Raw genomic sequence first — 15,103 nt, 5'->3', positions numbered from 1 at the left:
ATGAACAACGAGTGAACCCGTGGCTGCCGTACGGGGGTTGCGGTGATTCAGCACGCCGTCACCTGCGCAGGCCGGATGCCCTCTTGACAGCGAGGAGCCCGCATATCAGACCCTGCCCAAGATCACCCAGGAGGGCCGCTAACCTTACGTGTCCGTCCTGGCCAGGGATTGACGGGCTTCAACTCACGCGAAGGGTTGCGCGCACATGGGCATTCTCACTCGGTTGCGGAACGCGTTCGGACGGTCCCGCAAGTCACGGACCGCCGAGGCGGAGGGTGCGGCGCGGACGACGGAACCGACGGCCACCCCACAGGCACCGGCCGAGCAGCCCCCCACCACGGAGGCGGCCGAGCCCCGGGTCCCGTCCCCCTCCCCGGAACCCGACCCGGCCCCCACGGCGACCGTCCCCGAACCCCGCGTGTCGTCCCGCGACGAACACGACCTGGTGGCAGCGGCGTTCGACAAGGTGACGGTGCCCCGCCCCACCCGGCCGGAGGACCGGCACCCCGGTGCGGACGGGGAAGACCCGACGCGGGAGCAGACCACGCAGAAGCCGGCCTTCGAGGAGCCGGTGACCGGAGAGAAGCCGGCTGCCGAGGAGCCGGCTGTCGAGGAGCCGGAAATCGCGGAGAAGCCGGTTGCCGCGGACTCGGAGATCGCGGAGAAGCCGGTTGCCGCGGAGCCGGAGATCGTTGAGAAGCTCGAGGTGGAGGAGCCGGGGGTCGCCGAGGAGCCGAAGGCTTCGGAGCCGGAGATCGGTGAAAAGCCGGGCGACTCCGAGAAGCCGGAGATCGCCGAGAAGCCCGCGAACGGGGACGAGTCGGCGGACGCGGAGAAGGCGGCGGACGCCGAGAAGTCGGACGACGCCGACGAGCCGGAGGTCGCCGAGGCACCGGCAGCCGCCGACAAGCCTGCCGTCACCGAGAACCCGGCGGTCGACGAGGAGCCGGTGGCCGAGGAGAAGACCGCGGTCACGGCTCCCGAATCCCAGCCCGAGCCTCAGCCCGAGCCGGAGCCCGCCCCCGCGGAGGAGCCGGCGGCCGCCGAGGCGCCGAAGGCGAACGAGCCGGAGACCACCGACAAGCCGACGTCGAAGGCGAAGGCCAAGGCGGAAGCCGAGCCCGAGCCCCAGACCGAGCAGCCCGCGGAGCCGAAGCCGGAACCGGAACCGGAGCCGAAGCCGAAGGCGGAAGCGGACCCGAAGCCGGAACCGCAGGCAGGCCCGGAGCCGGAGCCGGAGCCGCAGGGGGAACCGGAGCCGCAGGCGAAAGCGGAACCGGCGGCCGAAGCCGAGTCCACCCCCGCCGAGGGCGACACAGGCATCACCACCCCCGAACCCGCGGCCGCCGACGGTGACAAGGCCCCTCAGGGGCCACCCGCACCCGACGACGAAAGCCGCACGGGTGGTGCGGGTGGGAACGACACGGCCGAAGGCGAAGCCGAGGCCCAGCCCGCCGGAACCAAGCCCGCCCTCACCCTTACCCAACTCAAGACCCACGCCCCCGACCTGGCCACCGCCTACCGCGCAGCCGCCACCACCCTCGAGACCCACCACCTCACCGGCACCCGGGCCAAGGTCTACCTCGTCCTCGACCGCTCCGCCTCCATGCGCCCGTACTACAAGGACGGCAGCGCCCAGGCCCTCGCCGAACAGACCCTCGCCCTCGCCGCCCACCTCGACCCCGAGGCCACCGTCCCGGTCGTCTTCTTCTCCACCGAACTCGACGGCACCGGCGAGATCACCCTCACCGACCACGAGAACAAGATCGACACCCTGCACGCCTCCCTCGGCCGCATGGGCCGCACCAGCTACCACGCGGCGGTGGAGGCCGTCCTCGCCCAGCACGACAAGGCGACCGCGGACACCCCCGGCACCCCGGCCCTGGTGATCTTCCAGACCGACGGCGCCCCGGACGCCAAGACCCCCGCCACCCAGGCCCTCACGGACGCGGCCAAGACCCACCCCGCCGTCTTCTTCTCCTTCGTCGCGTTCGGCGACCCGGAGAACAAGGCCTTCGACTACCTCCGCAAGCTCAAGACCCCCAACACGTCCCACTTCCTCGCCGGCGAGACCCCCCGCGAGCTCACGGACCAGGAGCTCTACGAGGGCGTACTCGCGAACTGGCGCCCGTAGCCCTCGTAGATCCCACAGACCCCCCGGGGGGGTGGACGCCGCACATGACAGCCCGTCCACCCCCCGAAACGCGTGTGAGTCGATCTTCAGCCGCCCAGTAGGATTTCGACCATGGCGGCCACTGGATCCGAGAAGCAGGGGGCGAAGGCGTACTACGTCTCGACCCCCATCTACTACGTCAACGACGCTCCTCACCTGGGCCACGCCTATACGACCGTCGCAGGCGACGTGCTCACGCGCTGGCACCGTCAGCGTGGCGAGAAGGTGTGGTACCTCACCGGCACGGACGAGCACGGTCAGAAGATCATGCGCACGGCCGAGGCCAACGGGGTCACCCCCCAGGCGTGGGCCGACAAACTCGTCACCGAAGCGTGGAAGCCTCTCTGGGAGCACCTGGAGATCGCCAACGACGACTTCATCCGCACCACGCAGAAGCGGCACACCGACCGCGTCCAGGAGTTCGTGCAGGACCTGTACGACAAGGGCGAGATCTACAAGGGCGGCTACGAGGGCCCGTACTGCGTCGGCTGCGAGGAGTACAAGCTCCCCGGCGAGCTCCTCGACGGCGAGGGCGAGTACGCGGGCGAGAAGCTCTGCCCCATCCACAAGAAGCCGGTGGAGATCCTCAGCGAGGAGAACTACTTCTTCAAGCTGAGCGCGTACGGCGAGAAGCTCCTCGCCCACTACGAGGCCAACCCCGGCTTCATCCAGCCCGAGTCCGCGCGCAACGAGGTCGTGAACTTCGTCCGCCAGGGCCTGCAGGACCTCTCCATCTCCCGCTCGACCTTCGACTGGGGCATCCCGATCCCCTGGGACGACAAGCACGTGATCTACGTGTGGGTCGACGCCCTGCTGAACTACGCCACGGCGGTCGGCTACAACGAGAACCAGGCGAAGTTCGAGGAGACCTTCCCGGCCGACGTCCACCTGGTCGGCAAGGACATCCTCCGCTTCCATGCGGTGATCTGGCCCGCGATGCTGATGGCGCAGGGGCTCCCCCTGCCCGGCAGGATCGCGGCCAACGGCTGGCTGATGGTCGGCGGCGAGAAGATGTCGAAGTCCAACCTGACCGGCATCAAGCCGCAGGATCTGACCTCGCACTTCGGCGTGGACGCCTACCGCTGGTACTTCCTGCGCGCGATCGCCTTCGGCCAGGACGGCTCGTTCTCCTGGGAGGACTTCTCCGCCCGGTACACGAGCGAGCTGGCGAACGACTACGGCAACCTCGCGTCCCGTGTCGCGGCGATGGTCGGCAAGTACTTCGGTGGCGAACTGCCGGCGTCGGCGGCCGACGGCGAGGCGGAGGAGGCCATCCACGCGGGCCTGGCCAAGGTCGTCTCGGAGGCGGACCGCCGCATCGGCGACGACCTGGACTTCCAGGGCGGCATCCTGGCGGTCTTCGACTTCGTCAAGCAGGTCAACGGCTACATCACCGAGCAGGAGCCCTGGAAGGTCGCCAAGGACACGTCCGACGAGGGCAGGGCCCGCCTGGCCACGATCCTCTACACGGCCGCGGAGTCCCTGCGCGCCGTCGCGGTCCTCCTCAACCCGGTCATGCCGGAGACGTCCCGGAAGCTGTGGGAGTCGCTCGGCGCGGAGGCGTCCCTCGGGGCCCTGGCGGACCAGCGGATCCAGGAGGCCGGCGACTGGGGCAGGCTCCCCGCCGGCACGACGGTCACCAAGGGCGCGGTCCTCTTCCCGCGCCTGGAGGAGAAGCCGACGGCGTAACAGCGGTAACACCATCGCTACAGCGACGGGCCCGGGAGAGCGAGACCCTTCTCCCGGGCCCGTCGCTTTGCGAAGATCGCCTGAGGTGCGGCGATACGACCGCCGCCACACACACGGGGGGACCACCCATGGCACTGTTCGGCAACGCCCACACCGTCGACCCCGCCTCCGCCCAGCAGGACTACGCCCGTCTGCTCGGCCACGGCGAACAGGTCCACGCCGCGTTCCTGCTGATCCGCGACACCATCCTCTTCACCGACCGCCGCCTGATCCTCGTCGACAAGCAGGGCATCACCGGCAAGAAGGTCGAGTACCACTCCGTCCCCTACCGCAGCATCACCCACTTCTCGGTGGAAACGGCAGGCACCTTCGACCTCGACGCAGAACTCAAGATCTGGATCTCCGGCACCCCCACCCCCCTGCAGAAGACCTTCACCAAGGGCGTCGACATCTACGAGGTCCAGGCCATCCTGACCCAATTCGTGGCGAGGTAGCTCCTCGTACGAGAGGAACGCCGTTGCGGTTTCCGAATGGGAGGCGCCGTGTGGACACGGTGCTCAAGGTCTAGCCGTCCGACGGAGACGGCTTTCCGATCGCTGTGGAGGCTCAGACCGCTCGCTCCCCTGACAAGGGGCTCAGCTGGTCCTGCTAGGCGGCACACCTGCACGCGAGGAATGAGCGCGGGGTGCCGGACACAGCAGCGGCCCGGGACCGTTTCCGGTTCCGGGCCGTTGTCCTACTCGGACTGGGAGGCTGCTCCGCGCCCTACTTCGGCTGCGGCTTGCGCACCGTCAGGTGCAGTTCCCTCAGCCGCGCCTCCTCCAGCTCCGTCGGCGCGCCCATCATCAGGTCCTGGGCGTTGCCGTTGAGCGGGAAGGCGATGGTCTCGCGGATGTTGGGCTCGTCGGCGAGGAGCATGACGATGCGGTCGACGCCGGGGGCGATGCCGCCGTGCGGCGGGGCGCCGAAGCGGAAGGCGCGCAGCATGCCCGCGAACTTCTCCTCGACGGTCTCCCGGTCGTACCCGGCGATCTCGAAGGCCTTGAGCATGATCTCCGGCTCGTGGTTCCGGATCGCGCCGGAGGACAGCTCGACGCCGTTGCAGACGATGTCGTACTGCCAGCCCAGGATGTCCAGCGGGTCCTGGGTCTGAAGGGCCTCCAGGCCGCCCTGCGGCATGGAGAACGGGTTGTGCGAGAAGTCGATCGCGCCCGTCTCCTCGTCCTTCTCGTACATCGGGAAGTCGACGATCCAGCAGAACCGGAAGACGCCCTCCTCGAAGTGCCCGGCGCGCTTGGCGGCCTCGACCCGGACCGCGCCCATGATCTTGGAGACCTCGTCGAACTCGCCCGCGCCGAAGAACACCGCGTGCCCGGCGGCCAGGGAGAGCCGCTTGGTGAGCTCCGCGACGTTGTCCTCGGTGAGGAACTTCGCGATCGGGCCCGACAGCGAGCCGTCCTCGCCGACCCGGACCCAGGCCAGGCCCTTGGCGCCCTGCGAGACGGCGTAGTCGCCGAGCTGGTCGAAGAACTTGCGGGGCTGGCCAGAGACGTCCGGCACCGGCAGCGCCCGCACGTGCTTGCCCGCGAAGGCCTTGAACTCCGAGCCCTCGAAGATGTCGGTGATGTCGACGAGTTCGAGCTGGGCGCGCAGGTCGGGCTTGTCGGAGCCGTACTTCAGCATCGCCTCGCGGAACGGGATCCGCGGGAACGGCGAGGTGACGTGGCGACCGCCGCCGAACTCCTCGAACAGCTCGGTCATCAGCTTCTCGACGGGCTGGAAGACGTCCTCCTGCTCGACGAAGCTCATCTCGATGTCGAGCTGGTAGAACTCGCCCGGCGAGCGGTCGGCGCGGGCGTCCTCGTCGCGGAAGCAGGGCGCGATCTGGAAGTAGCGGTCGAAGCCGGAGATCATCAGCAGCTGCTTGAACTGCTGCGGCGCCTGCGGGAGGGCGTAGAACCTGCCCGGGTGCAGACGGGAGGGGACGACGAAGTCGCGGGCGCCCTCGGGGGAGGTGGCGGACAGGATCGGCGTCGCCATCTCGTTGAAGCCGAGGGCCGTCATCTTGTGGCGGATGGCGGAGATGACCGCCGTGCGCAGCATGATGTTGCGGTGCATGCGCTCGCGGCGCAGGTCGAGGAAGCGGTACTCCAGGCGCCGCTCCTCGTTGACGCCGTCCTCGGTGTTGATCGTGAACGGCAGCGGGGCGGCGGCACCGAGCAGTTCGACCTCGCCGACCTCGACCTCGACCTCACCGGTCGGCAGGTCGGGGTTGATGTTCTCGGCGCCGCGGGAGACGACTTTGCCGTCCACGCGGACGGTCGACTCCTTGGAGAGCTTGTCGAGGGCCTCGTAGGCGGCGGTGCCGGGACGGGCCACGAGCTGCGTGATGCCGTAGTGATCGCGCAGATCGATGAAGAGGATGCCGCCCAGGTCGCGCCGATTGTGCAGCCAGCCACTCAGCCGGACGTCGGTGCCGACGTCAGAGGAGCGGAGCTCGCCGCAGGTGTGGGACCTGTACCGATGCATCGTCGTTCATCCAGTCTTCGCTGATCGGGGTCTGTGTTTCACGTGAAACTGGTCCCCAGCGTACCGGGCAGGCGAAGATCGGCTCTCCCGAGTTCTCCGCGGACGACGAGCGAGCGTCCCGGCGAGGGGATCGAGCGCGCTGCCGCTCTCGGTGGCAGTGTTCGAGGGCGTCTTCTTAAAGTGGGGCAATGCGCACTGGCGAGCCCCTGCCCGCCGTGGGGGAGGCCCTGGCCGCCCTCGCGACCGGACTGTGGCACTGGGACACCGCCACCGGGCTGGTCACGGTCGACGCCGAGGCGGCACGGCTGCTCGGGCTGCCCGCCGAGCAGGTCACCCTCACGGAGGCCCAGGCCCGGTCCCGGCTGCACCCGGTCGACTGGAACGAGATCACCGGCGTGATCCAGCTGGCCGTCGCCGAGGGGACCCTCGCGGAGGTGCGGATCCGGATCATGGACGAGCAGGGCCGGGTGATCCGGGTCGTCCGCAGCCGCTCCAAGCCGACGTTCGACCGGGCCCGCAAGGCCTATCTGCTGATCGGTACCCTCCAGGAGGTCACCGAGCCGACACCGGGCACCCCGGCCGGGCGCAGTGCGGTCACCGGTGACTGGCGGCGCTCGCGGGAGGCGTTCCTGCTGGACGCCGGCCGGGCCCTGGCCGAGGCCCGCTCCACGCAGGAGGTGCTGCGGGTCACCGCGAACCTGTCGATGCCCGGGTTCTCGCCGGACGGGCTGGCGGTGTTCGGCGTGGAGGGCGACCGGCTGACGATCATCGGCCATCACGGGCAGCAGCGCGGCACCGAGAGCCCGTTCTCGGACATGCCGCTGGACACGGACTATCCGGCCGCCGAGGTGGTGCGGACCGGCCGGGCCGTGTATCTGTCCTCACCCGAGCAGTACAAGGCCCGCTATCCGCTGACCTGGCCGCTCGCCGAACGGTTCGGCCGCCGGTCGTGGGCGTTCCTGCCGCTGACCGTGGCGGGCCGCACGATGGGCGCGTGGATGGCGGCGTTCACCTACCCGGTCGCCTTCACCCCGGACGAGCGGTCCGTACTGGCGACGGTGGCGCGGATGCTGGCACAGGCGCTGACCCGGGCGGGCGTGGCCGAGAGCGAGCGCGCCCTGACGGACGGACTGCAGCGCACGATGCTGCCGAGGCTCGGCTCGCAGCGCATCCCGGGCATGAGCGTCGCCGCCCGTTACGTCCCGACCGGCGGCGGGCTCCAGGTCGGCGGCGACTGGTACGACGTGATCCCGCTGCCCAACGGGCGGTTCGCGCTGGTCATCGGGGACGTCCAGGGCCATGACGTGCGGGCGGCGGGGCTGATGGGGCAGCTGCGCATCGCCCTGCGGGCCTACGCCTCGGAAGGCCACCGCCCCGACGCGGTGCTCTCCCGCGCCTCCCGCTTCCTGCACGGCATCAGCGACGAGGACCCCACCGACCCGCGCTTCGCGACCTGCGTCTACGTGGAGGTCGATCCGGCGTCGGGCCTGCTGGACATCGCCCGCGCCGGGCATCCGGACCCGGCGATCCGGATGGCCGACGGCACGGTGCTGACCCGGCCGACCTCGGGGGGCCTGCCGCTGGGCATCGACCCGGACGCCGACTACCCCACGACCCGGCTCGCGCTGGAGCCGGGCGAGACCATGCTGATCTGCACGGACGGCCTGATCGAGACCGGCGGCCACGACCTGGACACGGGCTGGCGGCGGCTGCGCACGATCCTGGAGGAGCACAAGGGCGATCTGGAGGAGCTCGCCGACACGCTGGTGCAGGCCGTGCACGGGCCGTCCTCGCACCACACCACCGGCCCTCTCGTGGACCGCCGCGAGGACGACATCGCGATGCTGCTGCTGAGCCGGGACGGCGGGGGCTGCGGCTGTGGCGACTCCATGACGGCGGCGCCGCCGGTGCGTCGCTCGGTGCTGACGGTCGCGCAGGCCGAGCCCGAGCGGATCGCGGTGGCCCGGCAGCAGCAGCGGGAGCTGCTGCACGACTGGGCCTGTCCCGACCAGGTCGACTCGGCGGTGCTGCTGCTGTCCGAGTTGCTGACCAACGTCCTCGTCCACACCGACTCCGACGCCCTGCTCGTCGCCGAGATCACCGGCGAGGTGGGGGAGCGGCGGCTGCGGATCGAGGTCACCGACGCGGGCGACGACCTGCCGCACAAGCGCAGGCCCGGGGAGCTGGCGTCCTCCGGCCGCGGCCTGGTCCTGATCGAACTCCTCGCGCACGCCTGGGGGGTGGACCCGCGGGGCGAGGGCAAGAGCATCTGGTTCGAGCTCTACGAGTCCGTCAACGGCTCGGGTGACGGCTCCTGGACGCCGTGACCGGACGCTGACGTCAACACACTGAACCCGATACACCCTTTCGCATGACCGCCGGGTGAGTGACGACGACGTGCTTCACACCGCCTGCACGATATGTGCCCTGGCCGCTTTCCGACCGCAGGCAAGGAAGTCGCATGGGCAAGTCCGCATCCCGGGAGGACCGGGGCAAGAGGGTCTCGGTGTCGTACGAAGGCGGCGGCCAACGCGACCCCTCCACCCAGGTGAAGCTGGGACGCCTCTCCTACAAGGGGCCGGCCACCGCCGTGGTGGCCATCGTCCTGATAGCCGCCGGCGGCGTGGTCGCGTATCGGATGCTCGACGGCCAGGGGACCGCCGGCGGCGTCGGGACCGGCCCGGGCACGAGCGTGTCGTCCGGCACCGGCGCGACATCGGACCCGGCCGGGGAAGCCACGGGTACGGGCACGGAAGTCACGGGCACGGGCAGCACGGCGGCGCCCGCCACCTCCGGCCCGCCGGCCTCCCCGCCGGGCGCCGCCGCTCCCGCGGCCGACGGGGGCGCGGGCGCGGCCGTGCGGGAGCACCGCAAGGTGGTGCTGCGGTCCGCGGGCAGTGTGGATCTGGACTTCACCCGGCAGTTCTCCGACATCGGCTTCACCACACCGTCGAACGGCGACGGCTGGACCATCAGCGGCGACAACGGCGACCTGGCCACCGTCCAGGGCCCGGCGACCGCCCAGAGCTGCGCCGCGGCCACCGACTTCGGCTTCACCATCGATCAGAAGAACATCCGCAAGGGGCTCACCGCGTGCGTGCTCACCGACGAGAACCGGGTGGCCGCCGTCACCGTCCTCGGCTGGCAGAAGGACGATGACGGCCTGTCGTCGGTCACCATGGACGTCATCACCTGGGAGAACCCGGGGGCGCGGTGACCGGCGTCAGCCCTGCGGACCGCTCTCGGTCATCCCGTGCACCGCGGGCACCGTGCCCAGGCGGCCCTTCTGGAAGTCCTCGAAGGCCTGCATGAGCTCGTCCTTGGTGTTCATCACGAACGGACCGTAGTGGGCCATCGGCTCGCGGATCGGCTGCCCGCCGAGCAGGACGACCTCCAGGTCCGGCGTGTGGGAGTCCTGCTTCTCGTCCGCGCGGACGGTCAGCGAGGAGCCCGCGCCGAAGACGGCGGTCTGGCCCGTGTGGACCGGGCGGCGCTCGGTGCCGACACTGCCGCGCCCGGCCAGCACGTACGCCAGACCGTTGAAGTCCTCGCGCCAGGGCAGGGTCAGCTCGGCGCCCGGCGCCAGCGTGGCGTGGATCATCGTGATCGGCGTGTGCGTGATGCCCGGCCCCTGGTGCCCGTCCAGCTCACCGGCGATGACCCGCAGCAGCGCGCCGCCGTCGGGGCTGGTGAGCAGCTGGACCGAGCCACCGCGGATGTCCTGGTAGCGCGGGGCCATCATCTTGTCCTTGGCCGGGAGGTTCACCCACAGCTGCAGGCCGTGGAAGAGCCCGCCGGACATCACCAGGTGCTCCGGTGGTGCCTCGATGTGCAGCAGGCCCGAGCCCGCGGTCATCCACTGGGTGTCCCCGTTGGTGATGGTGCCGCCACCGCCGTTGGAGTCCTGGTGGTCGAAGATCCCGTCGATGATGTAGGTGACGGTCTCGAAGCCGCGGTGCGGATGCCACGGGGTGCCCTTGGGCTCGCCCGGCGCGTACTCCACCTCGCCCATCTGGTCCATCATGATGAACGGGTCGAGGTGGCGGTAGTTGATCCCCGCGAACGCCCGGCGCACCGGGAAGCCCTCGCCCTCGAAACCGCTCGGGGCGGTCGTGACGGCGAGCACGGGACGTGCCACGGCGTCGGCGGGTGCGGTCACTCGGGGCAGCGTCAGCGGGTTCTCGACGGTCACAGCAGGCATGTCGGTTCCTCCTCGGGTGCGCCCAGTTTAGTTGAGCGTTGAACTTTCTGCCACCCCCAACAGAGAAAGCCGGGAGGGCATTCCCGGCCAGGGGGACGGCGCAGCGAACCACGGGAGTCCGGCACGGCGAAAGGCCGTCACCCCCTCGGGGGGTGACGGCCTGCGGGCCCCGGGCGTCGGCCGATCAGTGCGCGACCTGAAGTGTCGCCCCGGCTGCGACGGCGCTAGCCGTACATCCGGCGCATCGCGAACTCGACCATCTGCTCCACGGCCTTGGCGTCGAACACCATGCGGTGCTCGCCCTCCATGTCGAGGACGAAGCCGTAGCCCGTGGGCAGCAGGTCCAGCACCTCGGCGCCGGTGATCACGAAGTACTTGGACTCCTTGCCCGCGTACCGGCGCAGCTCCTTGAGCGTGCTGAACATCGGGATCACCGGCTGCTGCGTGTTGTGCAGGGCGAGGAAGCCGGGGTTGTCGCCGCGCGGGCAGTACACCTTCGACGTGGCGAAGACCTGCTGGAAGTCCTCGGCCGCCATCTGCCCCGTCGTGAACGCGCGCACCGCGTCGGCGAGCGAGGGCGGGGACGGCTCGGGGTACAGCGGCGGCTGCTGCCCGTACCCACCGGACATCGGCTGCTGCGGAGGGGCGTACTGCGCTTGCGGGCCCGCTGTCTGGTCGTAGCCGTACATGAGCGCAAGCGTACCGAGAGCGGCCGGGCGGGCGGGCCGGTATGCGGCCGAGGGAAACCGACGGCGACTCGACAGCCGCGGGCCCGCGGATCGCCGGGTCCGGCGCTCGTAGCGTCGAGGTGGATGTGCGGCCAGCGACCCGCCGGTGCTCGCCCGCCGCAGGATGATCCGGCTGACGGCCGGCGTGGGCCTGGTCCCGCTGGTGGGCTGCACGCCGGACGGGAAGCCCTCGGCCCCGCCCTCCGACCCGGCCTGCGCGCCGATCCCGGAGGAGACGGCCGGTCCCTTCCCCGGGGACGGCTCGAACGGGGTGGACGTGCCGGCCGACGGCCGCGCAGGCCAGTGCCGACCGGGGATACACGGCCGAACTCACGGTGCCGGTACGACAGCGGCCGCCGGCTGAGCCACGCGTCACAGATGACCGGATCGGGGTTGCCTCTTATTACCGACGGGTAGCATCATGTGTAGCTACTTGTTGGTACGTGAACTAGCGCGAGGATCCAGTGCCTCGCCGATCTCTCTACGGAGCCGGGAGCCGTCGCCATGGGGCACTACAAGTCGAATCTCCGCGACATCGAGTTCAACCTCTTCGAAGTACTCGGGCGCGACAAGGTCTACGGCAGCGGTCCGTTCGAGGAGATGGACGTCGAGACCGCGAAGAGCATCCTGGAGGAGCTGACCCGCCTCTCGGAGAACGAGCTGGCCGAGTCCTTCGCCGACGCCGACCGCAACCCGCCGGTCTTCGACCCGGAGACCAACACCGCGCCGGTCCCCGCGTCCTTCAAGAAGAGCTACCAGGCCTTCATGGACTCCGAGTACTGGCGCCTCGGGCTGCCCGAGGAGATCGGCGGCACCACCGCGCCGCGCTCCCTCATCTGGGCCTACGCCGAGCTGATCCTGGGCGCGAACCCGGCCGTGTGGATGTACTCCTCGGGCCCCGCCTTCGCCGGCATCCTCTTCGAGGAGGGCAACGAGGTCCAGAAGCACATAGCCAAGATCGCCACGGAGAAGCAGTGGGGCTCCACGATGGTCCTCACCGAGCCCGACGCGGGCTCCGACGTGGGCGCCGGCCGCACCAAGGCCGTGCAGCAGGAGGACGGCTCCTGGCACATCGAGGGCGTGAAGCGCTTCATCACCTCCGGTGAGCACGACATGTCGGAGAACATCCTCCACTACGTGCTGGCCCGCCCCGAGGGCGCCGGCCCCGGCACCAAGGGCCTGTCCCTCTTCCTCGTCCCGAAGTACCTGTTCGACTTCGAGACCGGCGAGCTGGGCGAGCGCAACGGCGTCTACGCCACGAACGTCGAGCACAAGATGGGCCTGAAGGCCTCCAACACCTGCGAGATGACGTTCGGCGACAAGCACCCCGCCAAGGGCTGGCTGGTCGGCGACAAGCACGACGGCATCCGCCAGATGTTCCGCATCATCGAGTTCGCCCGCATGATGGTCGGCACGAAGGCCATCTCCACGCTGTCCACGGGCTACCTGAACGCGCTGGAGTACGCCAAGGAGCGCGTCCAGGGTCCGGACCTGGCGAACTTCATGGACAAGACCGCGCCCAAGGTCACCATCACGCACCACCCGGACGTGCGCCGCTCGCTGATCACGCAGAAGGCGTACGCGGAGGGCATGCGCGCCCTGGTGATGTACACCGCCTCGATCCAGGACGCCATCCAGATCAAGGAGGCCGCCGGCGAGGACGCCTCCACCGAGCACGCGCTGAACGACCTGCTCCTGCCCATCGTCAAGGGCTACGGCTCCGAGAAGGGCTACGAGCTGCTCGCCCAGTCGCTGCAGACCTTCGGCGGCTCGGGCTTCCTGCAGGAGTACCCGATCGAGCAGTACATCCGGGACTCCAAGATCGACACCCTCTACGAGGGCACCACGGCCATCCAGGGCCAGGACTTCTTCTTCCGGAAGATCGTCCGCAACCAGGGCGCCGCTCTGAACTCCCTCGCCGAGGACATCAAGAAGTTCCTGGCGCTCGGCACCGGCGGCGAGGAGCTGGCGAGCGCCCGCGAGCACCTGGCCAAGGCGGCCGTGGAGCTGGAGGCGATCGTCGGCCTGATGCTGACCGACCTCGCCGCCACCGAGCAGGACGTCAAGAACATCTACAAGGTCGGGCTCAACACCACCCGCCTGCTGATGGCCTCCGGTGACGTCGTCGTCGGTTACCTGCTGCTCAAGGGCGCCGCGATCGCCGCCGAGAAGCTGGAGACCGCCTCCGCCAGGGACAAGGCCTTCTACACCGGCAAGATCGCGGCCGCGAAGTTCTTCGCCGCCAACGTCCTGCCGGGCGTCACCCTGGCCCGCAAGGTCGCCGAGGGCGTCGAGCTGGACCTGATGGAGCTGGACGAGGCCGCGTTCTGATCCGCACGTCCTCGGTTCGAGGGCCCGTTCCCCCACACCGGGAGCGGGCCCTCGTCCGTCGTTAAGGTGAATGCATGACCGAACCAGCCCGCCCGTCTCCCACCGCCGCCCCTGCAGCGAGCGCTTCGCGCGCACCTCTCACTTTCGACCGCGGCCACACCGACGACCTCATGACCTTCCTTGCGGCGAGCCCGTCGCCGTACCACGCCGTGGAGAACGCCGCCGAGCGGCTGGAGAAGGCCGGCTTCCGGCAGGTCGCCGAGACGGACGCCTGGGACGGGACGAGCGGCGGCAAGTACGTGCTGCGCGGCGGCGCGATCGTCGCCTGGTACGTGCCGGAGGGCGCTGCGCCGCACACGCCGTTCCGCATCGTCGGCGCCCACACCGACTCCCCCAACCTGCGCGTCAAGCCGCTCCCCGACAGCGGGGCGCACGGCTGGCGCCAGGTGGCCGTGGAGATCTACGGCGGGCCGCTGCTCAACTCCTGGCTCGACCGCGACCTCGGCATCGCCGGCCGGCTGACCCTGCGCGACGGCTCGACCCGGCTGGTGAACGTGGACCGGCCGCTGCTGCGCGTCCCGCAGCTCGCCATCCACCTGGACCGCTCGGTGACGGCCGACGGTCTCAAGCTCGACAAGCAGCGGCACATGCAGCCGGTCTGGGGCCTGGGCGGTGACGTGCGCGACGGCGACCTGATCGCCTTCCTGGAGGAGACCGCCGGCATCCCCGCGGGCGAGGTCACCGGCTGGGACCTGATGACGCACTCCGTGGAGCCGCCCGCCTACCTCGGCCGCGACCGTGAACTGCTGGCCGGCCCGCGCATGGACAACCTGCTGTCGGTGCACGCCGGCACGGCGGCCCTCGCGGCCGTCGCCGCGTCGTCGTCGCAGCCGGCCTCCATCCCGGTCCTGGCCGCCTTCGACCACGAGGAGAACGGCTCCCAGTCGGACACGGGCGCGGACGGGCCGCTTCTCGGCAACGTCCTGGAGCGCTCGGTCTTCGCACGCGGCGGCTCCTGGGAGGACCGGGCCCGCGCCTTCGCCGGCACGGTCTGTCTGTCCTCCGACACGGGCCACGCCGTCCACCCCAACTACGCGGAGCGGCACGACCCGACGCACCACCCGCGGGTCAACGGCGGCCCGATCCTGAAGGTGAACGTCAACAACCGTTACGCCACGGACGGTTCGGGCCGCGCGGAGTTCACGGCGGCCTGCGAGGCGGCGGACGTGCCGTTCCAGTCGTTCGTCTCCAACAACTCCATGCCCTGCGGCACCACGATCGGCCCGATCACCGCCGCCCGGCACGGCATCAGGACGGTCGACATCGGTGTGGCCATCCTGTCGATGCACAGCGTCCGCGAACTCTGCGGCGCCGACGATCCGTTCCTGCTGGCCAACGCCCTGACGGCTTTTCTGGAGCGGTAGAACGGCCCCTCACCGCATGGGTGTTCGC

10 protein-coding genes and 1 pseudogene are annotated in these 15,103 nt (G+C 70.2%); 8 read left to right on the top strand and 3 right to left on the bottom strand.

What is annotated here, in order from left to right:
* The first annotated feature begins 205 nt into the window (after positions 1-205).
* From ABTZ58_RS04320 to ABTZ58_RS04310, 3 genes are all read left to right on the top strand, one after another.
* Positions 206-2,134, top strand: a complete 1,929-nt coding sequence (locus tag ABTZ58_RS04320; RefSeq protein WP_351350222.1) for a VWA domain-containing protein — start codon at positions 206-208, stop codon at positions 2,132-2,134.
* A gap of 111 nt (positions 2,135-2,245) precedes the next feature.
* Positions 2,246-3,862: a methionine--tRNA ligase gene (gene metG / locus ABTZ58_RS04315; RefSeq protein ID WP_351350220.1), complete on the top strand. Its 1,617-nt coding sequence runs from the start codon at positions 2,246-2,248 to the stop codon at positions 3,860-3,862.
* A 128-nt stretch (positions 3,863-3,990) separates the two neighbouring features.
* Positions 3,991-4,356, top strand: a complete 366-nt coding sequence (locus ABTZ58_RS04310; protein ID WP_351350218.1) for a PH domain-containing protein — start codon at positions 3,991-3,993, stop codon at positions 4,354-4,356.
* Positions 4,357-4,627: 271 nt separating this feature from the next.
* Here the strand turns inward: ABTZ58_RS04310 and aspS are convergent, their stop codons facing one another.
* Positions 4,628-6,391, bottom strand: coding sequence for an aspartate--tRNA ligase (gene aspS, locus ABTZ58_RS04305; protein ID WP_351350216.1), 1,764 nt, complete (start codon positions 6,389-6,391; stop codon positions 4,628-4,630).
* 188 nt (positions 6,392-6,579) lie between these two features.
* Here aspS and ABTZ58_RS04300 point away from each other — a divergent pair, with 188 nt between their 5' ends.
* On the top strand, positions 6,580-8,718 hold the full coding sequence (locus ABTZ58_RS04300; RefSeq protein ID WP_351350214.1) for a SpoIIE family protein phosphatase: 2,139 nt from the start codon (positions 6,580-6,582) through the stop codon (positions 8,716-8,718).
* Between the two features lie 134 nt (positions 8,719-8,852).
* Entirely contained in the window at positions 8,853-9,608 is a 756-nt protein-coding gene (locus tag ABTZ58_RS04295; RefSeq protein ID WP_351350212.1) for a hypothetical protein, read from the top strand.
* Between the two features lie 6 nt (positions 9,609-9,614).
* Here the strand turns inward: ABTZ58_RS04295 and ABTZ58_RS04290 are convergent, their stop codons facing one another.
* Positions 9,615-10,592 carry a pirin family protein gene (locus ABTZ58_RS04290; protein WP_351350210.1) on the bottom strand — a complete coding sequence of 326 codons (978 nt, stop codon included), beginning with the start codon at positions 10,590-10,592 and terminating at the stop codon, positions 9,615-9,617.
* Between the two features lie 224 nt (positions 10,593-10,816).
* The gene (locus ABTZ58_RS04285) at positions 10,817-11,281 is read right to left on the bottom strand and encodes an SseB family protein (RefSeq protein WP_094057835.1); all 465 of its coding nucleotides are present in this window, start codon (positions 11,279-11,281) and stop codon (positions 10,817-10,819) included.
* 163 nt (positions 11,282-11,444) lie between these two features.
* On the opposite strand from ABTZ58_RS04285, the pseudogene ABTZ58_RS04280 reads away from it, so the two are divergent.
* From ABTZ58_RS04280 to ABTZ58_RS04270, 3 genes and pseudogenes are all read left to right on the top strand, one after another.
* Positions 11,445-11,600: pseudogene (locus ABTZ58_RS04280) on the top strand (intradiol ring-cleavage dioxygenase); the annotation flags it as partial.
* Positions 11,601-11,824: 224 nt separating this feature from the next.
* Entirely contained in the window at positions 11,825-13,651 is a 1,827-nt protein-coding gene (locus ABTZ58_RS04275) for an acyl-CoA dehydrogenase (protein WP_351350207.1), read from the top strand.
* Positions 13,652-13,725: 74 nt separating this feature from the next.
* The gene (locus ABTZ58_RS04270) at positions 13,726-15,075 is read left to right on the top strand and encodes a M18 family aminopeptidase (protein ID WP_502996003.1); all 1,350 of its coding nucleotides are present in this window, start codon (positions 13,726-13,728) and stop codon (positions 15,073-15,075) included.
* The last annotated feature ends 28 nt before the right edge of the window (positions 15,076-15,103 follow it).

The sequence above is a fragment of the Streptomyces sp. NPDC094143 genome, from assembly GCF_040303825.1.
In the GTDB taxonomy this organism is placed as follows: Bacteria; Actinomycetota; Actinomycetes; order Streptomycetales; family Streptomycetaceae; genus Streptomyces.
Note: the sequence above shows the minus strand (reverse complement) of the source record. Positions and strands in the feature narration are given on the sequence as shown.